Genomic DNA, 26,460 nt, shown 5'->3' with positions numbered 1-26,460 from the left:
GCGATTATTTCATCGCACTATGAGCCCATGACCTTGTGCGCGTCGGGCGCCCCGGCGCGATCGGGCGTGCTCATGGTTTCGAGCGCCGCATCGTGATGCAGCAGCAGCGCCGCCGCCGCGCCGATCAGTCCCGCGCCCGCGAGGCACAGCAAGCCCGCGCCGAAGCTGCCCGTGCTGTCCTTGATCCAGCCCATCGCATAGGGGCCGAAGAAGCCCGCCAGATTGCCCAGCGAGTTGACCGCCGCGATGCCGCCCGCCGCCGCCGCGCCTGAAAGAAAGGCGGCGGGCAGCGTCCAGATCACCGGCAGACAGCCGAAGATGCCGAAGCCCGCGACCGAAAGGGCGAGCATCTTGAGCACCGGATTGTCGAGTCCCGCCGCCGCCGCGATGCCGGCCGCCGCCACCGTGAGCGCGAACGCCACGTGCTTCTTGCGTTCCAGACGGCGGTCCGAATGACGGCCCCAGAACACCATCGAAATCACGCCGACGATATACGGCAGCGAAGTCACGAAACCGGTTTGCACGTTCGTGAGCCCGAACCCCTTGACGATCTGCGGCAGAAAGAAACTCAGGCCGTAATTCGTGGCGTTCGCACCGAAATAAATCAGCGCCACCGCCAGCACGCGCGGATTGATCAGTGCCTCCATCACGCTGAACGTATGCACCGCTTCGCGATGCTTGCGCTCCTGCGCCTGACGCGCGACCAGCCATTCGCGCTCGTCGTCGGCGAGCCAGGTGGCTTGCGCGGGCTTGTCGGTGAGATAGAGCAGCACGACGAACGCGAGCACGAGCGCGGGCGCCGCCTCGATCAGATAGACCCATTGCCAGCCCGCGAGCCCGCCCATGCCGTCCATCGACAGCAGCGAACCCGACACCGGGCCGCCGATCACCGTGGAAAGCGGTATCGCCGCCATGAAGTAACCCACCACGCGCGCGCGGTATTTGGCGGGGAACCAGAGCGTCAGCAAAAAGATGATGCCGGGGAAAAAGCCCGCCTCGGCAATGCCTAACAGAATGCGCAGCGTATAGAACACGTGCGCGTTCGACATGCCGCTCCACTTCGCGATATGCGGAATGAACGCCATCGCGCCCGCCAGCAAGCCCCACGTAAACATGATGCGGGCAATCCAGCGCCGCGCGCCGAAGCGTTCGAGCAGCAAATTCGACGGCACTTCGAAAAAGAAATACGCAATAAAGAAAATCCCCGCGCCAAAACCAAATGCGCTCGCCGATAAATCGAGCGCCTTGTTCATTTGCAGCGCAGCAAAACCCACATTCACGCGATCCAGATAGGCGATGAAATAGCAGACGATCAGGAAGGGCACGAGGCGTGCCGTCACGCGGGTCATCGTGCGCGTTTCGAGGTCCATCGGTTGTCTCCTTCGAGGCTGGCGTCTCGCTCCGCCGCACCTGCGCCGGCAACGGGCCAGTCCGTATCATGTGGTTACAGACTAGGCGCTCAACCGCCGATGCGAAAGGCGCGTTTCGATAAAACGCCGCATCGTCCGCTTGAGCAGCGATCGATTCAGCCTTTCTGCCGCATTGCAGCTTAAGCGCAGCCTTTTTTCATTCCGGCTAACATGGCCGTTCGATTTTTATATCGGGCGGCATCGCCGCGAACTCAACCAGATTCAGGAGCACCAGAAATGTCTTTCCGCATGACGATGTTGGCGGCCGCAGTCGTGGCCGCGAGTGTGGCCAGTGCAGGCGCGCAAGCCCAGGTCGCCGGCGCGCAGCCGCTGAGCGTGACGGTCGAGCAATCGCAGGCGCTGCTCGAAGGCTGGAGCGTGAAGAAAAGCGTGCTCGGCAAGGCCGTCTATAACGACGACAACGTCAAGGTGGGCACCGTGCGCGACCTGATCGTGGCGCCGGACGGTTCGGTGTCGGCGGCCATCGTGTCGGCGGGCGGCTTCCTCGGCGTGGCCGCGCACGACGTGGCCGTGCCCATCGCTTCGCTCGAAGTGCGCAAGGGCAATCTCTATCTGCCGGGCGCGACCAAGGAAGCGATCAAGGCCACGCCGGCCTTCCAGTACGCGAAGATCGAATCGCCGCCGAAGCCCAAGCGCATCGACAACAAGCAGGAACAGCAGCAGTAAGCCGCACGGCGCGGGCGGCACAGTGCCGCTCGTGCGTCCACGCGTCAGCGCGCTTTGGCCGCTGGCGCGCGGTCGCGAAAACATACGCTTTACCTTTGGCTTACGGGCCGCGCGTGTATTTCCGTGTATTCAGCCGCGCGTTTTAGCCGCCCTGCGCGATCTCCCTCAGCTCGATCCCTTCCCACGTGCCGCGCGCGCACAATTCCTCGATCGTTTCGCAGATCGTGCGGCGCACCGCCAGCGACGCCGAACTCACCGGCAAGGCATTCGGCCAGCAGATGCTCGCGGGCCGCCGGATCACCGGATCGACGATGCGGCGCATTCTGGGCCGGTCCGCGCTCGCCCGCAGCGCCAACGCCGATGCAGGCAGGATCGTGCACGCCGCGCCCGACTGCGCGAGCGACAGCAGAATCGGCAGCGAATCCACATCGGCGATGATATTGAGCGGCACCTGCTCGCGCGCGAACGTGCGCTCCAGCAGCAGGCGCAGGCCGTTCGCCACGCCGGGCGCGACCATCGGCACGTCGGCGAGCGAGGCCAGCGTGATGCTGCGCGTGCGCGCCGACACGCCGCGCGGCTCGCCCAGCAGATATAACTCCTCGTCGAGCACCGGCAGCGCGGAAATGCCGGGCGTGGCCGAGTCGCGAAACAGAATCGCGAGGTCGAGACGCCCGTTCGCGAGCAGTTCGTTCAGATAGCCGCTCATGCTCTCGAAAAATTGCAGGCGGATGCCGGGATAACGCTCGCGCACGCGCTCGAACACCGGCATCGCGAGCACCGAGGTCATGGTCGTCGGAAAGCCGATGGCGACCGTGCCCGATTCCGCGCCCACGCCGTCGCGCACTTCCTGGCGCAACTGCTCCATCTGATGCAACACGAGCCGCGCGTGGCGGTAGAGCGCCTGGCCAGCGGCCGTGGGCTTGACGCCCTGCGGGCTGCGCACGAGCAGCGGCACGCCGAGATCGTCCTCGAGCTTCGCGATCTGCTGGCTCAGCGAAGGCTGCGCCACAAAGAGCTTTTCGGCGGCCTTGCCCAGACTGCCGTAATCGACGATGTGCACGAAATAGCGAAGCTGACGAACGTCCATGTGGTGCTGCCCTTCCTGCCGGTTCACGCGAGGGTCATAGGATACCCTTATGACCGGCACATTCAATCGGTATTTCCGCCGCGCAAGACATTCGCCTACAGTCGCCTCATTCCTATTGAAAAAGCGCCGGACGCACCGGCGCTGGAGACGGCGATGCACGCATGCCAAACCGATCGGCTCGAACAGCCGACGCTGAACGTCACAGATTTCCTCTCCCCCGCTCCCGCCGCCGCGCTGGCCGCCACGCTCGATTGCCGCACCACGCCGCGTGCGGGCGACGCGCTGCCGCCCATCTGGCACTGGCTCTACTTCTGGTCCGCCGCGCCGCAAGCCGAACTGGGCAGCGACGGACATCCGCAAAAAGGCGGCTTCCTGCCCGATCTCGGCCTGCCGCGCCGCATGGCTGCGGGCGGCCGCATGACCTTTCATGCGCCGCTCAAGATCGGCGCGCAAGCCGAACGTGTGTCGCGCGTGCTGAACGTCGAGCATAAGGAAGGCCGCAGCGGGCGTCTTGCGTTCGTGACCGTCGAGCATGCGATCGAAGCCGATGGCGTGACGGCGATCCGCGAGGAACAAGACATCGTCTATCGCGAACCGGCCGAGCCTGGCCAGCCGCAGCCGAAGCCCACCGCCGCGCCCGCGAACGCCGACTTCACCCGCGAGATCACGCCCAGCGAAACGCTGCTGTTCCGCTATTCGGCGCTGACCTTCAACGGCCATCGCATTCATTACGACCGCGATTACGCGCGCGGCGTCGAGGGCTATCCCGATCTCGTCGTGCACGGTCCGCTGATCGCCACGCTGCTGCTCGACCTCGTGGCGCGCAGCGTGCCCGGCGCCGTCGTGCGCGAGTACGCATGGAAAGCGGTCAGGCCGACGTTTCTCGGCCATACGTTTCGCGTCTGCGGCCGCCGCGCCGAAGACGGCCAATCCATCGAGTTGTGGGCGCAGGACCACGAAGGCGCGCTGACGATGTCGGCGCGCGCCGTGCTCGCCTGATTTATCAGCCTCGCAAACTCATCCCTTCCACCGAGATTCACCGAGATCCAAGACATGAACGACGCCACGCCCGATCAATTCCAGGACATTCGTGAAGCCGTCCGCGATCTGTGCAGCCAGTTTCCGAACGAGTACCACCGCAAGATCGACGAGGCGCGCGGCTATCCCGAAGCCTTCGTCGACGCGCTGACGAAAGCCGGCTGGCTCGCCGCGCTGATCCCGCAGGAGTACGGCGGCTCGGGCCTCGGCCTCACCGAAGCGTCGGTGATCATGGAGGAAATCAATCGCAGCGGCGGCAACTCGGGCGCGTGCCACGGCCAGATGTACAACATGGGCACGCTGCTGCGCCACGGCTCCGAAGAACAGAAGCGCAAGTATCTGCCGAAGATCGCCAATGGCGAACTGCGCCTGCAATCGATGGGCGTGACCGAGCCCACGACCGGCACCGACACCACGAAGATCAAGACCACGGCCGTGCGCAAGGGCGACCGCTATGTGATCAACGGCCAGAAGGTGTGGATCTCGCGCGTGCAGCACTCCGACCTGATGATCCTGCTCGCGCGCACCACGCCGCTTTCGGACGTGAAGAAGAAAAGCGAAGGCATGTCGATCTTCATCGTCGATCTGCGCGAAGCCATCGGCAAGGGTTTGACCGTGCAGCCGATTCTCAACATGGTCAATCACGAGACCAACGAACTGTTCTTCGACAACCTCGAAATTCCGGCGGAAAACCTCATCGGCGAGGAAGGCAAGGGCTTCAAGTACATTCTCGACGGCTTGAACGCGGAGCGCACGCTGATCGCGGCCGAGTGTATCGGCGACGGTTACTGGTTCATCGACAAGGTGTCGCAATACGTTAAGGATCGCCAGGTATTCGGCCGTCCGATCGGACAGAACCAGGGCGTGCAGTTCCCGATCGCGCGCGCGTTCATCAACGTGGAAGCCGCGAACCTGATGCGCTTCGAAGCCGCCCGCCGCTTCGACGCCCACCAGCCCTGCGGCGCGCAGGCCAACATGGCGAAGCTGCTGGCCGCCGACGCCTCGTGGGAAGCCGCCAACGCCTGTCTGCAATTCCACGGCGGCTTCGGCTTCGCGTGCGAATACGACGTCGAGCGCAAGTTCCGCGAAACGCGTCTCTATCAGGTCGCGCCCATTTCGACGAACCTGATTCTCTCCTACGTCGCCGAACATATTCTCGGCCTGCCGCGTTCGTTCTAACCGGAGAGCCGAATCATGCGCCCTCTCGAAGGCATCAAGGTCGTCACGTTCGAGCACGCGATCGCCGCGCCGTTCTGCACGCGCCAGCTCGCGGATCTGGGCGCGCGCGTCATCAAGGTGGAGCGTCCCGGCGTGGGCGATTTCGCGCGCGGCTACGACGAGCGCGTGCACGGTCTCGCCTCGCATTTCGTCTGGACCAACCGTTCGAAGGAGAGCCTCACGCTCGACGTGAAGCGCGACGAAGCGCTGGAGATCGTTCACACGCTGCTCGCCGACGCCGACGTGTTCGTGCAGAACCTCGCGCCCGGCGCGACGCAGCGGCTCGGTCTCGGTTACGAGGCGCTGCGCGAGCGCTATCCGCGCCTGATCGTCTGCGATATCTCGGGCTATGGCGGCGACGGTCCGTATCGCGACAAGAAGGCTTACGACCTGCTGATCCAGAGCGAGTCGGGCTTTCTGTCGATCACCGGCACGCCCGACGAACCCGCGAAAGCTGGCTGCTCGATCGCCGATATCGCTGCGGGCATGTACGCGTATTCGAATATCCTCGCGGCGCTGATCGAGCGCGGCAAGACCGGACGCGGACGCCATATCGACGTGTCGATGCTCGAAAGCATGGTCGAGTGGATGGGCTATCCGCTCTACTACGCGATCGACGGCCAGACGCCGCCGCAACGCAACGGCGCGGCGCACGCGACGATCTATCCGTATGGTCCGTTCAAGGCCGGCGACGGCAAGTCGGTGATGCTCGGTCTGCAAAACGAGCGCGAATGGAAGGCGTTTTGCGACGTCGTGCTCCAGCAGCCCGAACTCGCCACCGACGAGCGCTTCGTCTCGAACAGCCGCCGCGTCGAGCATCGCGCGGCGCTCGGCGCGCTGATCGAAGCGGCCTTCGCGAGCCTCAGCGCGCGCGATGTGGTCGAGCGCCTCGAAGCCGCGAAGATCGCCAACGCGCACATCAACGACATGCAGGCCGTGTGGGAGCACGCGCAACTCGCCGCGCGCGAGCGCTGGACGCAGGTGCAGACGCCCGGCGGCACGGTGCCCGCGCTGCTGCCGCCCGGCGTCACGCTCGCGGACGCGCCGCGCATGGACGCCGTGCCCGCGCTCGGCGAGCACACCGACGCGATCCTGAACGAACTCGGCTACGACGCGACGCAGATTCGCGCGCTGCACGACACCGGCGCGGTCTGACGAACACAGACGACCCGCGCCAACCATTGAACGCCGCAGCAATAAGCGGCGCATGGCAGCAAGCCCCCGTGGCCCTTCGGCCCGGGGGCCGCATCACAATCGGAGACATCACATGCACCACGCGGTCAATGCCGCCGGACGCCTCGACCGGCTACCCGTTTCACGCTTTCACTGGAAGATACTCGGCCTCATCGCGGGCGGCGCGTTCCTCGACGCCTTCGACATCTATCTCGCCAACGGCGCGATGGCGTCGATGGTCAAGGACGGCTTCACCGACATGCGTCACGGCGCGCTGTTCGTCTCGTCGACGTTCATGGGCATGATGGTCGGCGCATTCATCGCGGGCTGGCTCGGCGACCGGCTCGGGCGGCGCTATTCGTATCAGGTCAATCTCGCGGTGTTCGGGCTCGCCTCGATTGCCGCGTGCTTCGCGCCCAACATCGAGTGGCTGATCGTGCTGCGCTTCATCATGGGCCTCGGGCTCGGCGCGGAACTCGTGGTGGCCGCGGGCACGCTCGCGGAATTCGTGCCGCCCGCCACGCGCGGCAAGTGGGTCTCGCTGCTCGCGGTCATCACCAATAGCGGGTTGTTTGCCGCGCTCGCGGCGGGCTACTGGGTGATTCCGCATCTCGGCTGGCGCTATATGTTCGCGCTCGCGGGCGTGGGCGCGCTGGTCGTCTGGTTCCTGCGCCATCGCATGCCGGAGTCGCCGCGCTGGCTCGAATCGGTCGGCCGCTTCGAGGAAGCCGAAGCCACGCTCGCCGAAATCGAACAGGAAGTGCGCGCGCAAGTGGGCGAGCTGCCGCCCGTGCAACGCGCCGTCGATCTGCACAAGGGCAGCGTGCCGCTCAGCGCGCTGTTCGCCAAGGGCATGCGCGGCCGCATGCTGGTGGCGGCGCTCACGGCCATCGGCGTGAACGTGGGGCTGTATGGCTTTATCGCGTGGCTGCCGACGTTTTTCGTCGCGCAAGGTTTGTCGATCGTGAAGTCGCTCGGCTTCGTGTTCGTGATGTCGATCGGCTCGCCGGTCGGCGGCCTGATCGGCTATTTCATCGCCGACCGGGTCGGACGCGCGCGCGGCATCGTGATCTCGTCGATCGTGAGCGTCGCGCTCGGCTGGCTCTACGTGACGCTGCGCGACCCGACCGTCATCATGCTCGTGGGCTTCTGCCTCGTCAGCGCAATCTACACCATCTGCACGCTCGGCCTGTTCGGCTACATTCCCGAACTGTTCCCGACCGAAATGCGCCTGCGCGGCACCGGCGTGGCGGGCACCTGCGGACGCGCCTCGTCGATCGCCACGCCGTGGCTCGCGCTGATGCTGTACGAGCGCTTCGGCGTCTCGGGCGTGATCGCGATGGTGACGGCGATACTCGCCGTGCTCTGCGTGGCGATTCTCGCGCTGCGCGTGGAAACGAGCCGCGCCGCGCTGGAGGATATCGCGGGCGATATGAGCAACGCGGATGAAAACCGCAGCGATACACCGGCCGTTTTCGCGCCGGAAAGCCGCTGATTCAAGGGCTTTTTGCGTCGCGCCGCGAAAGTGCTTTCCGTTCGTAAGGGACGGTAAGCGCTTTCGCAAACTCCCGCTTTCTGTCACAAAGGAAATGTCCCCGGACTGGGTACCATCCGCGCATTGCTTACAAACGGATCGCACCATGTCCGCATTTCGACGAACCCTTGCGCTGCTCACGATGTGCGTCGCGCTCGCCGGCCTGAATGGCTGCGCCACCGCCATTGGCAATATCGGTCTCGGTGTCGGGCTGGGCGTCGCGGGCACGGTCAGCGCAATCTATTGCGCGCTGGCTTGCTATCACTATTGATCCACGCAATCCCCGCTTGAGCGCAGGCTTTCGCAGCCTGCCGCGCCCGATCCAGGCGGACGCGCCGTGCAACGCGAGCGCGCCGCCCTGCCTCGAAGCCTGACCCTTCCCGCCATCTGCATTCCGCGTTCCGCATTCCGTTTTGCTCCGGCAAACGATCGCCGGCAGTCCCGCGCGTTTCTCCTCTTCCTGTGTCGCCGCGCCCCGCGCGAATCTCCTGAAACGCCCACACCGAAGGCATTTCGTAAGCCACGCGCGCTTTGACACACGCCTGCCTCACACAGTAAAATTATTTCATCACACGTTGAATATTGGCGCGGGTGCCCGCCACTCTCCCATACCGAATCCGATGGACAAGCTGGGCAGCATGAAGATGTTCGTTGGCGTCGCCGAAGCCGGCGGTTTCGCCAAGGCCGCAACGCGCGCCGCGCTCAGCACCGCGGCGGTGTCGCGCGCGATCATGGAACTGGAGGCGAGCCTGCAAACGCGCCTCTTCAATCGCACCACGCGCCAGATCTCGCTGACCGAAGCGGGCCGCCGCTATCTGGAGCATTGCGAGCGCATTCTCAACGAGGTCGCGCTCGCCGACGCCGAAGCCATGGGCGCCGCCGCGCAACCGAATGGCCGTCTGCGCGTGCACGCCACTGCGAGCTTCGGCCAGCACTACCTCACGCCGCTGCTCGCGCGCTATACCCAGCAATTCGAAGACGTCTCCGTCGATCTCGTGCTCGCGCAGCGCACGCCCGATCTGCTTGAGGAGCGCTTCGACGTCGCCATCGTGGTCGCGCAGACGCTCAAGGATTCGTCGCTCGTTTCGCAGCGGCTCGGCACCTCGCGTTCGGTGCTGTGCGCCGCGCCGCAGTATCTCGCGCGGCGCGGCACGCCACTCGAAATCGCCGATCTGGAACGGCATACGTGCGTGCAGCTCACGCGCCAGGATCTGCCCGTGCTCGCATGGGAATTCGAAGGCGAGCGCGCGCAGCCGTTCCGTCCCACGCAGCAGGCGCCGCTTACTGTGAATATCGCGGAGGCGCTCGGCGAGGCCATCCGCGCGGGCATGGGCATCGGCATGCTGCCGATCCCCACGGCGCTGCAAGGCATGCGCGACGGCTCGCTCGTGCAGGTGCTGCCCAATGCGCGGCTCAAGCCGTTCAACGTGTTCGCGCTCTATGCGTCGCGCCAATATCTCGATGCGAAGATCAGGACGCTCGTGGAATTTCTGCGCGACGCCGTGCCCCGCCGCGTGGCCGAGCACGAGCAGGAGCTTCAGGTGCTGGACGCGCGCTACGATCACGACGTGTTGTACGAGACGTAACGGCAATCAGGCGTCGTCATCTGCGAGAAGCGTTGAAGGTGCTTTCCCTTCGCGCTTAATTGATAGCACTACGATACAAATCAGCGCGAGCGCCGATGCGCTCGGCTACACGCCCTGTCGCGATGCGCGTGGCGCTTCGTGAGCCGCGCGCTCACGCACAGCCGCCGCATGGACTTCATCGACCTCACCGATTTCACGCGAGCCGGATCTTCGGCTGCACCCAGCCGTTGATCCGCTCGGCGGTCCACAACAGCGTGGCCTTGCGCAAGCCGTGCAAGGACTGCTGATGGCGTCGATAGAGCATCGCGTGGCTCAGTTGCGCCACGCGTCCGCGTATGAAGCCGCCACGGAAAAAGCCGAAGCGCCCGAGCGTGCCGAACGCGTCGTAGTCGCTCAGCGAGACCAGCGCGCCGAAATCGCGGAAGGCGAAATCGGGCAGCGCTTTGCCCGCCAGCCAGCCCGGCAGATGGCGCGCGAGATATTCCGCCTGCTGCGTCGCGACCTGCGCCGTGGGCGCGAGCGCGCGTTCGGCGCCGGCGGGCGTGTGGCTCGAACAATCGCCGAGCGCGAAGATGTGCTCGTCGCGGGTCGATTGCAGCGTCGGGCCGACCACGATCTGGTTCGCGCGATTGGTTTCCAGCCCGCCGATGCCGCTGAGGAATTCCGCCGCCTTCACGCCCGCCGCCCACACCATCAGATCGGCCTGGGCGAGCGCGCCGTCATCGTGGACGAAGCCGCCGGGACACGCCTCGGTCACGCGCGTGCCGGTCTTGACCGTGAAGCCGATCATCTCCAGTTGCTGCTGGCTCGACGCCGAAATGGCCGGCGGAAACGCGCCGAGAATGCGCGGCCCGCTTTCGAGCAACGTGAGTTGCAAACGTTCGCGCACCGAGGCGTCGCCGTAAGCGCTCGCCACTTCGAGCAGGCGGCTCAGCTCGGCCGCCAGCTCCACGCCGGTCGCGCCGCCGCCGACGATCGCCACGCGCAGCGCCTCGTCGCGCGCCACACTGCGAAACGCCCGCGCGCGCAGCGCTTCGTTGAAGATCTCGGCCTGCTTCTGGCTGTCGATGAAGTGACAGTGCTTCGCCACGCCCGGCACGCCGAAGTCGTTCGCGCGGCTGCCGAGCGCGAGCACCAGCACGTCGTACGCCACTTCGCGCGGCTCCAGCGCGGTCGTGCCGTCCGGCATGGTGATCGCGCCCAGCTGCACGCGGCGGCGCTCGCGGTCGAGGCCGAGCATCTCGCCGGGCTCGTAGGCGTAACCGTGCTCGCTCGCATGGGCGAGGAAGATGACCTGCTGTTGCTGCACATCGCGCGTACCGGCGGCGATGGTGTGCAGCATCGGCTTCCAGATATGCGTGGGGCTGCGATCGATCAGCGTGACCTGCGCCTTGCCCGCACGCGCGAGCGTGTCGCCGAGCTTCGTTGCCAACACGATGCCGGCGATGCCGCCGCCCACGATCACAATACGAACCGGTTTCGACATTTTCAATTCAACGCGTGATGAATAAAGACCGATGGTAAACCCGCCCCGCGCCGTGTGTCAAACAGACGCGGACGCACAAGCCAACCAGAACGCAGACCCGAAGCCCGCGGCAACGCGCCCGTCATGGGCTCTCGCGGCGACGCCGCCGCGCTCGGGTACACTCACGTCCATCGAAAATCATGGAATGCAGATCCGCATGAAAGAGAAGGCCACCGCATCGCAGACGCCCACGCCGATGAAGCGCGGCCGCGGGCGGCCGGCGCAGGACGCCTCGGTCGGCCCCGACGTCCTGCTGCGCAACGCGCGCAAAACCTTCGGCACGCGCGGCTACGAGGCCACCAGCGTGCGCGAGATCGCGCGAGAATCGGGCGTCGACCCGGCGCTGCTCGCGCATCACTTCGGCTCGAAAGAAGCCCTGTGGACGGCCGTGGTCGAGCAGATCGCCGAACACGCCGCGCCCATGATCGCGGCCACGGCGGCGTTGCGCGACTCGGACCTCGGCCCGAAGGCGCGCGTGGACCGCGCGCTGGAAATCTATATCGACAAGGTGTTCGATCAGCCCGACATCGGCCTGTTCTTCGCCACGGCCGCGACCGAGGAAGGCGCGCGTCTCGACCGTCTGGTCGAGCGTCTCGTGCGCCCGTTCCACGACGTCTTCGTGCCGCTGCTCGCCGAAGCCGCCCAGGCGGGCGTGCTCAAGGTGCAGGACGCCGAGATGCTGTTCTTCGTGCTGATGAACGGCATCAGCAAAACGGTGAGCTACGGGCATCTGCTGGCCGCGTTCTCGACGCTGCCCAATCATCCGAAGAAATTCAAACGCAGCGTGCTGGAGACGGCGCTCGCGCTGCTGTCGTAGGCGCGCGCGATACGCACAGACGCGCATCGACATGTGTGCGATGTCCAACGCACACATTCAGCTAGCGAGTCGCTCCAGACTGACTACAATGCTTGGGTGTCCTTCGCGCTTGCATCGCTCGCGCGACGCGGCGCACGCAGTCCGCCCGGTATTTACCCCAGGCGCATCTCAGGTCGTGTGACGTTTCAATTCCTTCATTGGAGGCATGTCATGACGTGCCTGAACGAAAGGATTGTCGGCGCAATCATTTTTATGCTGAGCGGATATGCACTCGCGGACGGCATCGAGACCGATGCGCCCGTGGCGATGACGCTGGCGAACATCGCGCCCACCATGCCCATGGAAGTCGGTTCCTCGATTCCCGAACCGCAGCGCTACATTTATCGATACGAGATGGCGTATCAGAAGGCGCAAGGCGCGCCGCCCGATACGCAATTCGATAACTTCTATAGCGCACAGATCGAGCACGAGTACCACTTCGCCGATGCCGCCGCAGCAGCGGGCGCAACGCCAGCGAACGCGCCAGGGCAACCCGCGCGGGCGTATCTGCACATGGGGCCGTCCACGGCGCCGCAACTCTCGATCATCCAGATACCCAACTCCACGCTCACGCTCGGCGCGCAGCCGCAGCGCCGCCTCTCGCTGATCGTCAACGACTGGGTGTTCTCCGGCACGGCGCGCATCGCCGTGCTGCGCTCGCACGATACCGGCGCGACGCTGACCGTGCGCCACGGGTTCTAGCGCAGCGCCGCGCAACGACCACGTTACGCCGAAGCCAGCGGCCCGTCGAACGACACGCGGTCGCGGCCGCCGCGCTTCGCCGCATAGAGCGCGGCATCGGCGAGACCGTAGGCCGTGTCGAAATCGGTGCCCGCCGCGTTGTCGCTCACGCCGAAACTCGCGGTGATATTGCGGCTCACCGGCTCCGGGAACGCGTGCGCCGCGATCGCCGCGCGCATGCGCTCGGCCAGTTCGAGCGCATCGGCGATCTCGAAGCCCGGCAGCACCACCGTGAACTCCTCGCCGCCCACGCGGCCGATGATGCCGTGCTCGCCCATGATGCCGCGCAGGCAGTTGACGATGCCGAGAATCACCGCGTCGCCCGCCGGATGGCCGAAGTCGTCGTTGACCTTCTTGAAGTCGTCGATGTCGAGCAGGATCATCACCGCGCGATCGACGCGCAGCGCCTTGACGGTGCGCTCGATCACCGCGCTGCGATTGAACACGCCCGTGAGCGCGTCGTGCGTCGCGCGATAGTGCAGCTGCTGCGTGAGCGCCTGCATCTCGCGCTCGGCGCGGTCGCTGCGCCCGATCAGGCGGCGCGTCTCGCGCATCAGGCGCTCGTAGTGGCGGATCAGTTCGTCGAGCGCCTGGTGGTATGCCTGCGCGTCCGCATGCGGGTCCGCGCCGATCGCGCGCGCGCGTTCGAGCGCCTCGCTCTCGTTGCGGAACAGGTCCGGGGCCAGGCCGTGCGAAGCGTCGCGGCGATAGGTGGTGTCCACGCCCGCGGCCCTCAAGTCGCAACCGGACAATCGTTGAACTTGATCGCCGTGAAGTCGGTCTGCAACTCCTCGCCGAATTCGAGGATCGTCTCGTCTTCCTCGTCGCGATACCAGTTCACCTGAACCTGATTGCCCGCCGACGCGGCGCGGTCGAGCGCATCGAACACGCTGAACAGCATCTTCGTGCTGGAGCTGTTGAAATACGTGAGCGTGACGTCGACCGTGATGGCGGCGTCCGCGCTCGCATCGAGCCACGCGTTGAGCTGCTCGATGACCGGCGCGTAAAACGCGGCGGCATTCTCGGGATACGACTCGCCACGAAGCGAAAGCCATTGCTGATCGAAGCGGAAATCGATTTCCGGCGAAGTCGCCGTAGCGGCGATAAAGAGGTTTTCCATTCTGTAACCGGCCCTGGTCAGATGATGGTCTTGAGGCAAAACAGCGTGGTTTCCGGGTCGTCCTCGCGCGGATAGAACGCGAATTCGAGCGGCGCGCTCGCATCGCGCGCCATCGTCAGGAAACCCAGCCCCGCCCCCTTGCTCTCAGTCGGTGTGTCGGCTCGCAGCGACATCTTGTAGGCCTGCTTGATTTCCTCGATCGACATCGAGCGCAGCGGCTCCAGCTTCTCGCGCAGATCGTCGACGGCAACGGTCGCGATCGGATTCATGCACACCATCAGATGGCGCTCGCCTTCTGCGGAAATGCACATCGCGCCTTCGCGCACGGCGCCGCCCTGCTGCCAGTTTTCGGCGAGCGCATCGGACGAGTAATGCACGATGTTCTGCGAGAGTTCGATGAACGACGAGAAGATCTTGCGGCGCGTCGGCCCGCTCAGTCCGGCCACTTCCAGTTGCAGCTTCACGACCTCGCTCATGGCGGCCACGATGCTGTGGGAGAAATAGCCTTTGTGATAAAAAATCAGATTGCGCTGCCGCGCAACTTCAAAGAAACAATGGTTCTGATCCAGAATTCCAGACATATTCGTGGATTGCCTTAAACACGTGCAAAGAAAAGTGTGACGTCGTCGCGGCGCGCCTGCGCGCCTTGCCATTTGCCGAGCGCTTCGAGCAGTTGCGCCGACATCGCGGCGGGCGCATTCGCGCGCTCCGCGAGAATCAGTTCGAGCGTGCGGCGTTTGCCGAACGCGATCTTGCGCGGGCCGCCGATCTGATCGGTCAGGCCGTCGGTCGAGACGAACAGCAGACTGCCGCGCGGCACGTCCACCGTATGCAGTCCCCACGCGTAATCGGCGAGGCTGTCGACATAGCCCACGCCCATGCGGTCGCCCGCGATGCTTTCGAACGCCTCGGCGTCCGGCCGCAAAACATGCAGCGCCACGCGCGCGCCCGCAAACTGCAATTGCGCGCGGCTGGCGTCGTACCAGAAGAACGCGGCGTCGAGGCCGTCGTTCGATTGCGGCGCATCGCCCACGCCGTTGATCTGCCCGAGCAGCGCCTTCACGTTGCGATTGACCGCCGCCAGCAGCGCCGACGGATCGCGCGGGCCCAGTTGCTCCAGCGCCTGCGACAGCGACGCCGACGCGAGCAAGGTCATGAACGCGCCCGGCACGCCGTGGCCCGTGCAGTCGGCCACCGCGCCGAACCAGCCGTCGGCGAACGCAGCGAAGTGATAGAAGTCGCCGCCCACCACGTCGCGCGGTTCCCAGACCAGCGCCGCGTCGGGCAGCGTGCTGGAAAGCGTGTCGCGCGAGGCGCGCAGCATGGCTTGCTGGATCACGCTTGCATACTCGATGCTCTGCATGATCTGGCGATTCTTCTCCGCCTGCATTTCCGCGACGATGCTCAACAGGCGCAGGCCGTTGCCCACGCCCAGGAAGCGGCCTTCGCGCGTAACGATGAACCCGTCCACGAGCGCCTTCTCGCCGACTTCGACGGTCTTGAACGTGAGCGCCTCGATGCTCATCTCCGCCTCGACGATCAAGGGCTCTTTGTCCATGAACGCGATGCAGCTTTTTTTATCGTATAGCTCGCGATGAAACGGCTTGCTCATTTGCGACAGGAAAATATCGCGATTGATCAGGCCGATGGGACGATCGTTTTCGATCACCGCGAGACTGGCCATGTCGCGCCTCGAATAGAAAATCTCCATCACAAGAGAATTCGAATCCGAAGCGTCGATGGCCGGTACGTCCTGTGCCAATTCCCCGGCGCTACGCGGACCTGCTGAAAGTCCCGGACGACGAAACTGCGCAAGCGCGGGATGCATGGCTATCCTTTTCGCTGAATAAGGAAAACCAGCACGCTAATGACTCTTTATGTCAGTTTCGTTACATTCGTCTGAGAAATAGCTCCAATCGACGCAATGATTCCGCGTTTGCATTCGACGGAATGCACGCTAACGTTTGCGCGTTTTTTCGTTGACCGAAGCGGGTAATTTTGACTGCATCGCGTACGCGGAGCCTTTTTCGCAGGGCTGAGATGCGGTGAGGCTCGTCTGGCTGCTACGCGATGCGCGTCAATCCGGCATGGCGCAGCCTGACTGGATTATTTCTGGAAATTGAATAAATCGCGCCGATTGGCAATGACGCTTCGCAGCGCGATCTATTTTAAAAATGCCAACGCGGCATCTGAATTCTTTATCGATGCTTTTTATCGACGCATTAACAACTCATTTCCAGCATCGACACGCGATTGCGGCCTTCGAGCTTGGCCTGGTACATCGCGCGGTCGGCGGCGTCGAGCAAGATTTGCGCGGCGCTGCCCGCGTCGTCCGCGCGGGTTTCGGCGGCATCGGCACTCAGCGCGGAAACGCCAATCGACACACTCAGTTCGATGCGTGCGCCGTCTTCGCTCTGAACGACGATCGATCGCACCGCGCGGCGAATGCGTTCGGCCACCGTCAGCGCATCGGGAATATCGCATTGCAGCAGCGCGACGAACTCCTCGCCGCCGTAGCGCGAAATCGTGTCGCCGACACGCACGTGCTGGCGAAGCGCCGCACCGATCGCCGCGAGCGCGTGATCGCCCACGGTGTGGCCGTGCACGTCGTTGATCTGCTTGAAGTGGTCGATGTCGATGAACAGGCACGAGATCGGCTCGGCGTGATGCGCCGCGCGATGCACGTCGTGATGCAGGCGCTCGTCGAAATAGTGCCGGTTCGACAGACCGGTCAGACGGTCGGTGATGCCGATCAGGCGCAGATGCTCGCGGTGCGCGACGTTGTCGAGACTCAGCGCCGCCACGTTCGCGAAGCGTTCGAGCAGATCGGTCGCCATGCTGGCCTCGTAGCGAAGCGGATCGCCGCTCGCGAGGCACAGATAGCCGAGCACGACATCGTGTGCGCGCAGCGGCAGCACGATCGCGCTGCCCTCATGCACGCGCGCGTCGATGAAGGTGTCGCGAATCGCGGCGTCGAGTTCGCTCGCCGGGCCTAGCCAGCAACGCGCGAACGCGGCCTGCGCGCCGCACAGACGCGCGAGCGCCGCGCCGTTGTCAGCGCCGGTTTTCAGGCACGATTGAGCCGCTTCGTGCGGCGCGTCGATCTCCAGCAATTCGCGCAGCAGCGGCTCGCGTTCGTCGATCCACAGACGCACCGACGCGAGCGCGAACACCGTCCGCAGCCGCACGAGCACGCCGTCGAGAAAGGTGGTCCAGTCTCGTGCGCCGATCAGTTGCAGTTCGACGGTTTGAAAACTTCGCAACGCACGTTCGTTGCGCTGCACGGTTTCGATCAGCGTAGCCAGATCGCTTGTGGCGGGGGGCGCGGAGTCGGTCACAATGCACGCAGGAAAAGCCAAATATTTCTTATTACGGCAAGTTACGCCATAGCTTGAGCGATTCGCTCGCGCGATTCTCGTTACGCCGCGTTTTTCGCGTCATGCGGCGGCGCAGCCGATCCCTTACAATGAGCCGCTTTCGGGCCGCTGCGCCGGGTCCGCCCGACGTTTTCCTGCCGTTTTCCCGACGTTTGCCCGACGTTTGCCGCTCGCTGTCTTTCTCCCGCCTCGCCATGAATCGTGATCTCGAACACGCGCTCGACGCCGCGCAACACCACGCCGCCGCCGGGCAAGTCGACGAAGCCGTGCGCCTCCTGCAAGACGTGCTGAACCAGGCGCCCGATCACGGTGAAGCGCTCGAAGGCCTCGGCTATCTCGCCGCGCGTCAGGGCGATCACGCGCGCGCGGCCGACTATCTCGTGCGTGCGTCGGCGAATATGGCGATGTCGACGGAGCAACTGCATTTCGCCGCGCAGGTCTGCCAGCTCGCGCAACGTCACGCCGACGCGCTCGCGCTCTACGAACGCGCGCTCGAGCGCTCGCCGCATCACGCGGAATCGGTGCTCGGCGTGGCGATGGCGCTGATCCGTCTGGAGCAGCCGCAGCGCGCGCTGGCCACGATGGAGCAGCTCTGCAAGTTGCAGCCGCGTTCGCCCGAAGCGCACTACAACCGCGGCACGCTGCTCGGCACGATGACGCGCTATGAAGAAGAACTCGACGCGTACCGGCACGCCATCGCGCTCAATCCGCGCTTCGTGCTCGCGCATGTGAACCTCGGCGTCGCGCTGCGCGATCTGGGCCGTTTCGACGAAGCGATGCAGCAGTTCAAGAAGGCGCTCAGCATCGATCCGAACGATGCGGGCGCGCGCACGAATCGCGCGCAGACCAATCTGCTGCGCGGCGAATTCGAACACGGCTGGCGCGAGTACGAATGGCGCTGGCGCGACGGCAGCCAGGATCACGGCTTTCCGGCGCAGACGCTCTGGAGCGGCGCGCAGCCGATCGCGGGCAAGACGCTGTTCGTGCATCACGAACAAGGTTACGGCGACACGCTGCAATTCGTGCGTTTCGTCGATCGCCTGAGCGCGGCGGGCGCGCGTGTTGTGCTGCGCGTGCAGGACGCGCTATTGCCGCTGCTGCGCGGCTATCGCGGCGCGGCCGAGGTGATCGGCGAACAGGACGCGGTGCCGCCATTCGATTATCACGTTCCGCTGTTGAGCTTGCCGTTCGTGCTGAAGCTGCGCGCCGCCGATCTCGCCGTGGCCACGCCGTATCTGGACGCGGACGCCACGCGCGCCGCGCAATGGGACGATGTGCTCGCGGCCGGCGATGGAAACAGCGATAACACGCCGCGTATCGGCATCGTCTGGTCGGGCAGCCGCACGCATCTGAACGACCGCAATCGTTCGATGACGCTCGAACAGCTTCTACCGCTCTTTAACGCCGACGCACGTCTTTTCGCGCTGCAACCGGATATCCGCGAAGGCGACCGCGACGCGCTCGCGCAACTCGAACAACGCGGCGTGCTGCGCGATGTGTCGGCGCGGCTCACGAACTTCGCCGACACCGCCGCGTTCGTCGCGCGGCTCGATCTCGTGATCAGCGTCGATACCGCCGTCGCGCATCTCGCGGGCGCGCTCGGCAAACCGGTGTGGGTGGCGCTACCGTTCATGCCGGACTGGCGCTGGCAACTCGGGCGCAGCGATACGCCGTGGTACGCGAACGCGCGTCTGTTCCGCCAGGCGCGCCGCGACGACTGGTCGAACGTGGTCAGCGAGTTGCGCGCCGCGCTCGACGCCTGGCCGCGCGCCTGACATCACGTGAAGCAGCCCACGCTCACGCGTGCAGCTTGAGGCCCTTCACGGCCTTGTCCACCGCCTTCTTCGGCCCGTGCAACGCGATGCCGACGAGATTCAGATTCTCCGCATCCTCGGCGCGAAACACCTCGCGATTCGCGGCGTCGTGGCCCGTCGAAAACATCGCGTGAACATAAGGCACGATCCGCACCTCGCGCGAGATCGCCTGGCGATGCGCGGCCTGCAGGCCCGGCAGATCGGCGGCGAACACCATCATCGGCTGGCCGAGCATGCGGCCGTACTGACGCCCGGCGGCGTCCTCGTAGGGCTCGCCCAGCGCGTCGGGCGCAGCGGCGGCCACGCCGGTCGCGAGAAACGCGACCACATTGAGCTTTTGCCAGACGGCGAGATCGTCGCGCACGATCAGGGCGACTTTCGTATCGAACATGATTGCATCCAGAATGAACAAGCCGCCCATGATCGGCGACTCGCGCGCTTCAGTCTGGAACGTTTGTGCACATGTGCCGGTAGGCGGCGGGCGTCATGCGGTAGGCGCGGCGGAACCAGCGCCCGAGATGGCTCTGATCGGCGAAACCGACTTCCGCCGCGACCTGCGCGGGTGTGCGCCCCGCCGCCAGCAGACGGCGCGCGGCGCGCAGCCGCAAGCGCACCAGATACGCGTGCGGCGAGGTGCCGAACGCGCGCTGAAACAGCCGCGTGAGCCGGAAGCGGTCGACGCCCGCGATCTGCGCGAGGTCGTCGAGGCCGAGGTTGCCGTCCATGTGCGCGTGCAGCGCGTCGCGCACGCGCGCGATCGCGGGCGGCGCCGCGAGGCTGTCGGCTGAAGTCAGTGTCTCGCGCAGCTGGCCGCCCAGCAGCATCAGCAGGCGGTCGAGCGACTGATCGCGCGCGAGGCGGCCTTCTTCGCCGTAGATCGCGAGAAAGGCGTGGCGGATCGATTCGACGAGCGCGCGGTCATCGACGAGCGTCTGGCCAAACGCCGCTTCCACGCTGCCGAGCCCCGGCAGATCGAGACGCTGCGCTGCGTGCGCGACCCACGCCTGCGGCAGATAGAGCATCGCGTAGGTGAAGCCTTCGGTCTCGGGCGCGTGGCCGTCGTGCAGCGCGCCCGGCTCGATCAGGATCGCGCGGCCCGGCACGCTCGTGTGCAGCGCGCGATGGCACTGGAAACGCTGCACGCCCTGCTCGGTGTAGCCGATCAACATGTCGTCGTGATCGTGCGGATCGTAGGCGTGGCCGCTGAAATGCGCGCGCAGGCCTTCGATGCCCGTCTCCGCGTCGCGGCGCGCGACGAGCCAGTTGCCGGGGCCGCGAGCCGGCGCGTTGCTGCTCGCGTTCGCGGTCGCGTCCTTCATGATCGGGCGTTGCTCCTCGTGTTGGCCGCGGGATGAGGCGACCAGTGTACGTCAGCCGCGCGCGGCGCTTCAGGCGCGCTTTCGTGTTACAGATCGCTTTCAGCGCGGCATGAGGAGGGAACTCCGCGCGCGGCGGCCCGGTCCGTCAAGGTATCGCATTTGCTCACTGAGAACGTTCACGTTCAACCGAAGCGAAATCATGCCGACGAATGCCTCCGATCACGACGCCGCCAACGCGCGGCCCAGCGCCAAGCTGCCCGCCCATCCGCACGACGCGCAAAATCCGCAAGCCGCGCCGCGCGCGCCCGCTTCGCCCGCCGGCGAGCATCCTGCGCCGCCCTGCACGCTCGTGATCTTCGGCGCGGGCGGCGATCTGACGAAACGCCTGCTGATGCCCGCAATCTACAACCTCGCCGTCGATGGCCTGCTCGACGGCGGCATGCAGATCATCGGCGTCAATCACGGCGAGCGCGCGACCGAGGCGTGGCGCGACGATCTGCACGACGCGCTAGCGCAATTCGCCGCCGACAAGGCCAGCACCTTTCACGCGGGCAAGCTCGACGACCGCGCGTGGGACTGGGTCGCGCAGCGCCTGCACTACATGGCCGGCGACTTCGAGGACGACGCGCCTTATCAGCGTCTGGCTCAGCAGCTCGAAGGCCAGGCTTCCGGCAAACAACGCGGCAACGTGGTGTTCTATCTCGCCGTCGGTGCGCGCTTTTTCAAGCCGATCGTCGAGCGACTCGGCAAGGCGGGCCTGCTCAAGCAGGACGGCGCGCACGATAAAGGCAACGAGGGCAACGGCCCGTTCCGCCGCATCGTCATCGAAAAACCCTTTGGCAGCGACCTCGCCAGCGCGCGCGATCTGAACCGGCATCTGCTGCGTTTCGCGCAGGAATCGCAGATCTATCGCATCGATCATTTTCTCGGCAAGGACACCGTGCAGAGCATTCTCGCGGTGCGCTTCGCGAATGCGATGTTCGAGCCCATCTGGCGGCGCGAATATATCGACAGCGTGCAGATCACGGCGTCGGAAGTGATCGGCGTCGAAGGGCGCGGCAGTTTCTACGAGCCGACCGGCGCGTTCCGCGACATGGTGCCGAACCATCTGTTCCAGTTGCTCGGCATGATCGCGATGGAGCCGCCCAATTCGTTCGACGCGGAGTCGGTGCGCAACCGCAAGGCGGAAATTTTCGACGCGCTGCTGCCGCTCAAGCGCGACGACGTGGTGTTCGGGCAATACGCGAAAGGCCCGGCGGGCGTGGCCTATCGCGACGAACCGAACGTGGCGAAGGACAGCACGACGCCCACGTATGCGGCCGCGCGCGTGCACATCGACAACTGGCGCTGGGCGGGCGTGCCGTTCTATCTGCGCACGGGCAAGCGGCTCGCGGCGCGCCGCACGGAGATCTCGGTGCAGCTCAAACAGGTGCCGTTCCGGCTGTTCCGCGACACGCCCGTCGATGCGCTCACGCCCAACGTGCTGACGCTGCGCATCGACCCGACGCACGGCACGCGCTTCGATTTCAACGTGAAGGTGCCGGGGCCGGTCATGCGCGTGGGCGCGGCGTATTCGTCGTTCGACTACAAGCAGTTTTTCGCGGAGCACGCCAACGTGGGCTACGAAACGCTGCTCTACGACTGCATGCTCGGCGACCAGACGCTGTTCCAGCGCGCGGACAGCATCGAATCCGCGTGGGCCGCCGTGGATGGCGTGCTGCATCCGCACGGCGCGCCGATTCCGGTGCACGACTATCCCGCAGGCAGCGCCGGTCCCGCCGAAGCCGACGCGCTGCTCGCGCGCGACGGCCGCGCCTGGCGCACGCTCGCGGCGGACGATCCCGTCAGCCCATAAACTCGACATATCGCACGCACGAACAACGGAGGCACGAGTGGCAACAGCACGAAAAACAACCACGAAGCAGGCGGCAAAGAAGGTCATAACGAAGGCGACAACGAAGCGCGCAACGGCAAGCCGGAAGGCGGCCGTTAAAAAGACGGCGGAGAAGAAGACTCCGGCAACGCGCGCGCACCAGCCCGAGAACATCCTCGCCATCGACATCGGCGGCACCGGCCTGAAGGCGGCCATCATCGACGCGAACGGCGCCATGCGCACCGAGCGCGTGCGCGTGGAAACGCCGCATCCGTGTCCGCCGGACCTGCTCGTCGAGACGCTGCACACGCTCGTGCAGCCCTTGATCGCGCAGTATCCGCCGCAGCATGTGTCGATCGGCTTTCCCGGTTTCGTGCGCGACAACCGCGTGCTCACCGCGCCGCATCTCGGCGTGGAAGGTTGGCACGACGTGCCGCTCGCGCGGCTGCTCGGCGAGCGGCTGGGCATCGCGTCGGTGCGCATGATCAACGACGCGGAAATGCAGGGCTTCGCCGCCATCGAAGGACGCGGCCTCGAATTCGTGCTGACGCTCGGCACGGGCGCGGGCACCGCGCTGTTCCGCGACGGCGAGCTGATGCCGCATCTCGAACTCGCGCATCATCCGGTCAGCAAGAAGCACGCGTATGACGAATATATCGGCGACGCGGCGCGCAAGAAGGCGGGCAACAAGCGCTGGAACCGGCGCGTCGAGAAAGTGATCGGCATTCTCGATTCGCTCGTGCATTACGACAAGCTCTGGATCGGCGGCGGCAATGCCGAACGTCTGACGTTTGCGTTGCCGCCGAACGTGGCGACCGTGCCGAACGATCGCGGCATCGAGGGCGGCGCGCGTCTGTGGCATCCGCGCTCGGTGCGCGAGACGCGGCAGTTGCCCGCCGCGACGCTGCGCACCGGCGAATTCGAATAGATCGCGGCGTAACCGCGCTTACCAGCGCAGCAGGCGCGGTCCGAGCCACGCGCCGATGGCGGCGGGCAGCAACATGCCGATCGCGTACCAGACGCTCCAGAACGCCGGGCTCATTTCCGGGCAATGCGCGCAGTAGGCGATGGTCGCCAGCGCGCTCGCGAACAGTCCGGCGGCGGCGCCCGCCACGCGCGGGCGCGTGGGCGCGAGGCCGCGCGCGGCCCAGAACACCGCCGCGAACGTGGGCACCGAGAGCAGCACGATATTGAACGGGCAGGTGCGCCACGACAGGCCGAGCACCAGCGTCGCGCGCTGCGCGGGCTCCGCTTCGCCGAGCGTGAGCCAGCCGCCCGCCCACACGACCACGAACGGCACCGCCAGCAGCGCCCACGCGTAGCCGCCGCGCACGCCCGGACGGCCGAGGCGGCTCACCGCGAGCGCCGCCGCCAGCGCCACGCCGATCGGAAACGCGAGCTTGGCCCAGAAGATCGGCGTCTGCGCGACCGCGAGCAGATCGTGGCGCACGCCGAACACGATGCTCATCAGCGCGAGCGAGCCCGCGAAACCCAGCGGTAGCGCGCGCGCGAAGCGGCGCAGCGCGGCCTTGCGGTCCACCTTGGCGACGCCCGTGGAAAGCAGGCTGATCAGGTCGTCGGTTTTCATTGCGCCCCCCGGATGCGCGCGGCGAGCGCCTTGAGGCCGCGGTGGATGCCCACTTTCACCGCGGACTCCGAGAGCCCCGTGAGCTTCGCCGTCTCCACCACCGACAAGCCTTCGAGCTTCACATGCACGATGGGCAGGCGCTGCTTGTCGGGCAACTGGTCGAGCAGCTTGCCGATGTCGCGGCGCGCCTGCGCGGGTTCGTCATCGGGCGTGGCGAACAGGTCGGTATGGTCGTCGAGCGGATCGTTGAGCGATTCGCGGCGCGCGCGCGAGCGGAAAAAGTCCATCAGTTTGTAGCGGGCGATCGCGTGCACCCAGGCCGTGAGCGGTTCGTCGGGACGCCACGTGTGACGCGCGTTGTGCACCGCGAGCAGGATTTCCTGCACGAGATCTTCCACGTCGTCGTGCATCTGCGGAATGCGGCGGCGCAGATAGCCGCGCAAATGGCGTGTGAGTTCCTGCAGGAAGCTGCGGTAGGCGTCGGCGTCACCTTCCAGTCCGCTGACGAACAGCGCTTTGAGACGGATTTCCGCGGGATACACAGGGCGTCCTGGGCTGGCGCGACGATCGGTTGGCGTGACGGGAGCGCCCGCCTCGTGAAAGCTCGCGGCGGGCTGGCGCGGTTCCGAGCCCGCGTGGAATCCGGGATCGATGGTCTGAGCGTAGCCGAACGCATTGCGCATCGCAATAGCGCCCGCGCCGCCGCCGTGGGCGTCGGGTACCCGCATCCGCCATCGTCTTGCCGCCGCTTTTGCCCAGCTCACCTTGTTGGTCCTCCGTGTTCGTTCATCGCGTGCGCGCCGTATCGACGTTATTCGTCGCGTGCGCCGCGCCGGTTACACGCTGCGTGGATTTATTTGCGCAGCGCACCGTTCGCGAAAAATTTTCATGCGTGCTGTAACCGCCGAAGCGCGCGCGGCGAATTCACACGTAACCGTCACGCACTTGCCCCACGAGGATTCGCCATGGGACCGACCGCCGGAACACCCGATGCTGCTCAGCGCGCCGTTGAGCCAGCGGCACCCGCAGCGCGCCGCGAGCGCCCGATTCATCCGCTCTGGCTGCGCGTCACGCACTGGCTCAACGCGCTCGCGGCACTCGTCATGATGTTCTCGGGCTGGCGCATCTACGACGCTTCGCCGGTGTTTCGCGGCATCGTCATTCCGCCGTCGATCACGCTGGGCGGCTGGCTCGGCGGCGCGCTGCAATGGCATTTCGCGGCGATGTGGCTGCTGGTCTTCAACGGCCTCGTGTATCTCGGCCTGAATCTCGCGAGCGGCCGCCTGTTTGCGAAGTTCTTTCCGCTGAGTCCCAGCGCGGTCGTGCACGATCTGCGCGCCGCGCTCACGGGCAAGCTCTCGCACGCCGATCTGCGCCAGTACAACGCCGTGCAGAAGCTCGCGTATCTGGTGGCCATCGCCGATCTGATCGTGCTCGTGCTCTCTGGCCTCGCGATCTGGAAGTCGGTGCAGTTTCCCGTGCTGCGCGAACTGATGGGCGGCTATGACCGCGCCCGCGTGGTGCACTTCTGCGCGATGGCGCTGCTCGCGGCGTTCGTGGTGGTTCACGTGACGATGGTCGCGCTCGTGCCGCGCTCGCTGCTCACGATGCTGCGCGGGCGCTGATCGCCACGCCCGTTCGCGAAACCGGCATCGCGCATTCCATAAGGATTCCCAATGAACACGAACGACAAGCGGATCATCACGGTGGACCGCGCGGCGATACTCACCGACGCGCGCCGCGAGATCGACAAGCTCGACATGCCCGCGCGGCGTCTGTTCGGCAAGCGCCTGCTCACGCTCGGCGGCCTCTCGATGCTGACCGGCTGCTCGATCACCGACGACGCCTCGGTCAACACGCTGCTTTCCGCCGTGTCGCGCCTGAACGACCGCGTGCAGGCCTTCATCTTCAATCCGCACCAGCTCGCGCCCACCTACAGCGAGGCGCAAATCACGCGGCCGTTTCCGTTCAACGCGTTCTATAGCGAGGATCAGGCGCCCGTGGTCGATGGCGGCAGCTATCGGCTCAAGCTCGGCGGACTCGTGACCGGCCAGCGCGTCTGGACGCTGCCCGAACTCTACGCGCTGCCGCACGCCGACCAGATCACGCGACATATCTGCGTGGAAGGCTGGAGCGCGATCGGGCGCTGGGGCGGCACGCCGTTCGGCGACTTCCTGCGCCGCGTGGGCGCGGACACGAGCGCGCATTACGTGGCATTCCGCTGCGCCGACGATTACTACGAAAGCATCGATATGGCCACGGCGCTGCATCCGCAGACCTTGCTCGCGTTCGACTACGACGGTCAGCGTCTGCCCGCGAAATACGGCTATCCGATGAAGCTGCGCATGCCGACCAAGCTCGGCTACAAGAACCCCAAGCACATCGTCGAGATTGTCGTCACGAACACTTACCCGGGCGGTTACTGGGTCGATCAGGGCTACAACTGGTTCGGCGGTTCGTAACGCACCGAAACCCATCTTTCACCCTGCTTTTTTGCAGAACGTTTCACTCACCA

Annotated in this window: 26 protein-coding genes; 14 read left to right on the top strand and 12 right to left on the bottom strand. The window is 65.7% G+C overall.

Features of this window, described 5'->3' with window-relative positions:
* Positions 1-17: 17 nt before the first annotated feature.
* Positions 18-1,370, bottom strand: a complete 1,353-nt coding sequence (locus tag U4Y88_RS28780; protein WP_321787949.1) for an MFS transporter — start codon at positions 1,368-1,370, stop codon at positions 18-20.
* A 288-nt stretch (positions 1,371-1,658) separates the two neighbouring features.
* Here U4Y88_RS28780 and U4Y88_RS28775 point away from each other — a divergent pair, with 288 nt between their 5' ends.
* On the top strand, positions 1,659-2,096 hold the full coding sequence (locus tag U4Y88_RS28775; protein WP_405045102.1) for a PRC-barrel domain-containing protein: 438 nt from the start codon (positions 1,659-1,661) through the stop codon (positions 2,094-2,096).
* Between the two features lie 142 nt (positions 2,097-2,238).
* On the opposite strand, the gene U4Y88_RS28770 is transcribed toward U4Y88_RS28775, so the two are convergent.
* On the bottom strand, positions 2,239-3,183 hold the full coding sequence (locus U4Y88_RS28770; RefSeq protein WP_224012689.1) for a LysR substrate-binding domain-containing protein: 945 nt from the start codon (positions 3,181-3,183) through the stop codon (positions 2,239-2,241).
* Positions 3,184-3,336: 153 nt separating this feature from the next.
* Here U4Y88_RS28770 and U4Y88_RS28765 point away from each other — a divergent pair, with 153 nt between their 5' ends.
* From U4Y88_RS28765 to U4Y88_RS28740, 6 genes are all read left to right on the top strand, one after another.
* The gene (locus U4Y88_RS28765) at positions 3,337-4,182 is read left to right on the top strand and encodes an FAS1-like dehydratase domain-containing protein (RefSeq protein ID WP_321787947.1); all 846 of its coding nucleotides are present in this window, start codon (positions 3,337-3,339) and stop codon (positions 4,180-4,182) included.
* A gap of 54 nt (positions 4,183-4,236) precedes the next feature.
* Positions 4,237-5,400 carry an acyl-CoA dehydrogenase family protein gene (locus U4Y88_RS28760; protein WP_310633001.1) on the top strand — a complete coding sequence of 388 codons (1,164 nt, stop codon included), beginning with the start codon at positions 4,237-4,239 and terminating at the stop codon, positions 5,398-5,400.
* A gap of 15 nt (positions 5,401-5,415) precedes the next feature.
* Positions 5,416-6,594 carry a CaiB/BaiF CoA-transferase family protein gene (locus U4Y88_RS28755; RefSeq protein WP_321787946.1) on the top strand — a complete coding sequence of 393 codons (1,179 nt, stop codon included), beginning with the start codon at positions 5,416-5,418 and terminating at the stop codon, positions 6,592-6,594.
* Positions 6,595-6,706: 112 nt separating this feature from the next.
* On the top strand, positions 6,707-8,107 hold the full coding sequence (locus U4Y88_RS28750) for an MFS transporter (protein ID WP_224012693.1): 1,401 nt from the start codon (positions 6,707-6,709) through the stop codon (positions 8,105-8,107).
* Positions 8,108-8,252: 145 nt separating this feature from the next.
* Positions 8,253-8,417, top strand: coding sequence for a hypothetical protein (locus U4Y88_RS28745; RefSeq protein WP_224012694.1), 165 nt, complete (start codon positions 8,253-8,255; stop codon positions 8,415-8,417).
* Between the two features lie 349 nt (positions 8,418-8,766).
* Positions 8,767-9,732 carry a LysR family transcriptional regulator gene (locus tag U4Y88_RS28740; RefSeq protein ID WP_224012695.1) on the top strand — a complete coding sequence of 322 codons (966 nt, stop codon included), beginning with the start codon at positions 8,767-8,769 and terminating at the stop codon, positions 9,730-9,732.
* A 193-nt stretch (positions 9,733-9,925) separates the two neighbouring features.
* Here U4Y88_RS28740 and U4Y88_RS28735 read toward each other — a convergent pair whose 3' ends face one another.
* On the bottom strand, positions 9,926-11,218 hold the full coding sequence (locus U4Y88_RS28735; protein ID WP_321787944.1) for an NAD(P)/FAD-dependent oxidoreductase: 1,293 nt from the start codon (positions 11,216-11,218) through the stop codon (positions 9,926-9,928).
* A 196-nt stretch (positions 11,219-11,414) separates the two neighbouring features.
* Between U4Y88_RS28735 and U4Y88_RS28730 the strand changes: the two genes are divergently transcribed.
* Positions 11,415-12,074: a TetR/AcrR family transcriptional regulator gene (locus U4Y88_RS28730; RefSeq protein ID WP_224012697.1), complete on the top strand. Its 660-nt coding sequence runs from the start codon at positions 11,415-11,417 to the stop codon at positions 12,072-12,074.
* Between the two features lie 252 nt (positions 12,075-12,326).
* Positions 12,327-12,815 (top strand): hypothetical protein, encoded by a 489-nt coding sequence (locus U4Y88_RS28725; protein ID WP_224012698.1) that lies wholly within the window; start codon positions 12,327-12,329, stop codon positions 12,813-12,815.
* Between the two features lie 23 nt (positions 12,816-12,838).
* Here U4Y88_RS28725 and U4Y88_RS28720 read toward each other — a convergent pair whose 3' ends face one another.
* The 5 genes from U4Y88_RS28720 to U4Y88_RS28700 form a co-directional block, all read right to left on the bottom strand.
* Positions 12,839-13,576, bottom strand: a complete 738-nt coding sequence (locus tag U4Y88_RS28720; protein WP_321787942.1) for a GGDEF domain-containing protein — start codon at positions 13,574-13,576, stop codon at positions 12,839-12,841.
* Between the two features lie 11 nt (positions 13,577-13,587).
* Entirely contained in the window at positions 13,588-13,974 is a 387-nt protein-coding gene (locus U4Y88_RS28715; protein WP_321787940.1) for a DUF1987 domain-containing protein, read from the bottom strand.
* Between the two features lie 17 nt (positions 13,975-13,991).
* Positions 13,992-14,555, bottom strand: a complete 564-nt coding sequence (locus U4Y88_RS28710; RefSeq protein ID WP_224012701.1) for a SiaB family protein kinase — start codon at positions 14,553-14,555, stop codon at positions 13,992-13,994.
* 14 nt (positions 14,556-14,569) lie between these two features.
* Positions 14,570-15,685, bottom strand: a complete 1,116-nt coding sequence (locus U4Y88_RS28705) for a SpoIIE family protein phosphatase (RefSeq protein WP_415774516.1) — start codon at positions 15,683-15,685, stop codon at positions 14,570-14,572.
* A gap of 511 nt (positions 15,686-16,196) precedes the next feature.
* Complete coding sequence (locus tag U4Y88_RS28700) at positions 16,197-17,237, bottom strand: GGDEF domain-containing protein (RefSeq protein WP_321787936.1); 1,041 nt, start codon at positions 17,235-17,237, stop codon at positions 16,197-16,199.
* Positions 17,238-17,545: 308 nt separating this feature from the next.
* On the opposite strand from U4Y88_RS28700, the gene U4Y88_RS28695 reads away from it, so the two are divergent.
* Positions 17,546-19,126: a tetratricopeptide repeat protein gene (locus U4Y88_RS28695; protein WP_321787934.1), complete on the top strand. Its 1,581-nt coding sequence runs from the start codon at positions 17,546-17,548 to the stop codon at positions 19,124-19,126.
* A 22-nt stretch (positions 19,127-19,148) separates the two neighbouring features.
* On the opposite strand, the gene U4Y88_RS28690 is transcribed toward U4Y88_RS28695, so the two are convergent.
* Entirely contained in the window at positions 19,149-19,556 is a 408-nt protein-coding gene (locus tag U4Y88_RS28690) for a DUF2000 domain-containing protein (protein WP_224012705.1), read from the bottom strand.
* Positions 19,557-19,605: 49 nt separating this feature from the next.
* A complete protein-coding gene (locus U4Y88_RS28685; RefSeq protein ID WP_321787932.1) occupies positions 19,606-20,484 on the bottom strand; it encodes an AraC family transcriptional regulator in 879 nt (292 codons plus the stop codon).
* A 199-nt stretch (positions 20,485-20,683) separates the two neighbouring features.
* On the opposite strand from U4Y88_RS28685, the gene zwf reads away from it, so the two are divergent.
* Together zwf and U4Y88_RS28675 are read left to right on the top strand one after the other, a co-directional pair.
* The gene (zwf, locus tag U4Y88_RS28680) at positions 20,684-22,339 is read left to right on the top strand and encodes a glucose-6-phosphate dehydrogenase (protein WP_321787930.1); all 1,656 of its coding nucleotides are present in this window, start codon (positions 20,684-20,686) and stop codon (positions 22,337-22,339) included.
* Positions 22,340-22,529: 190 nt separating this feature from the next.
* A complete protein-coding gene (locus U4Y88_RS28675; RefSeq protein WP_321787995.1) occupies positions 22,530-23,285 on the top strand; it encodes an ROK family protein in 756 nt (251 codons plus the stop codon).
* Between the two features lie 18 nt (positions 23,286-23,303).
* On the opposite strand, the gene U4Y88_RS28670 is transcribed toward U4Y88_RS28675, so the two are convergent.
* Positions 23,304-23,945, bottom strand: a complete 642-nt coding sequence (locus U4Y88_RS28670; RefSeq protein WP_321787928.1) for a DUF1109 domain-containing protein — start codon at positions 23,943-23,945, stop codon at positions 23,304-23,306.
* Positions 23,942-24,487, bottom strand: a complete 546-nt coding sequence (locus U4Y88_RS28665) for a sigma-70 family RNA polymerase sigma factor (protein ID WP_224012993.1) — start codon at positions 24,485-24,487, stop codon at positions 23,942-23,944. The genes U4Y88_RS28670 and U4Y88_RS28665 overlap by 4 nt, the downstream gene beginning before the upstream one ends.
* A gap of 423 nt (positions 24,488-24,910) precedes the next feature.
* Between U4Y88_RS28665 and U4Y88_RS28660 the strand changes: the two genes are divergently transcribed.
* Positions 24,911-25,570 (top strand): cytochrome b/b6 domain-containing protein, encoded by a 660-nt coding sequence (locus tag U4Y88_RS28660; RefSeq protein ID WP_321787926.1) that lies wholly within the window; start codon positions 24,911-24,913, stop codon positions 25,568-25,570.
* A gap of 51 nt (positions 25,571-25,621) precedes the next feature.
* Positions 25,622-26,407: a molybdopterin-dependent oxidoreductase gene (locus tag U4Y88_RS28655; RefSeq protein ID WP_321787924.1), complete on the top strand. Its 786-nt coding sequence runs from the start codon at positions 25,622-25,624 to the stop codon at positions 26,405-26,407.
* Positions 26,408-26,460 lie beyond the last annotated feature (53 nt).

Origin of the sequence: Paraburkholderia sp. J94 (assembly GCF_905220285.1) — a bacterium.
GTDB lineage: Bacteria > Pseudomonadota > Gammaproteobacteria > Burkholderiales > Burkholderiaceae > Paraburkholderia > Paraburkholderia tropica_A.
Note: the sequence above shows the minus strand (reverse complement) of the source record. Positions and strands in the feature narration are given on the sequence as shown.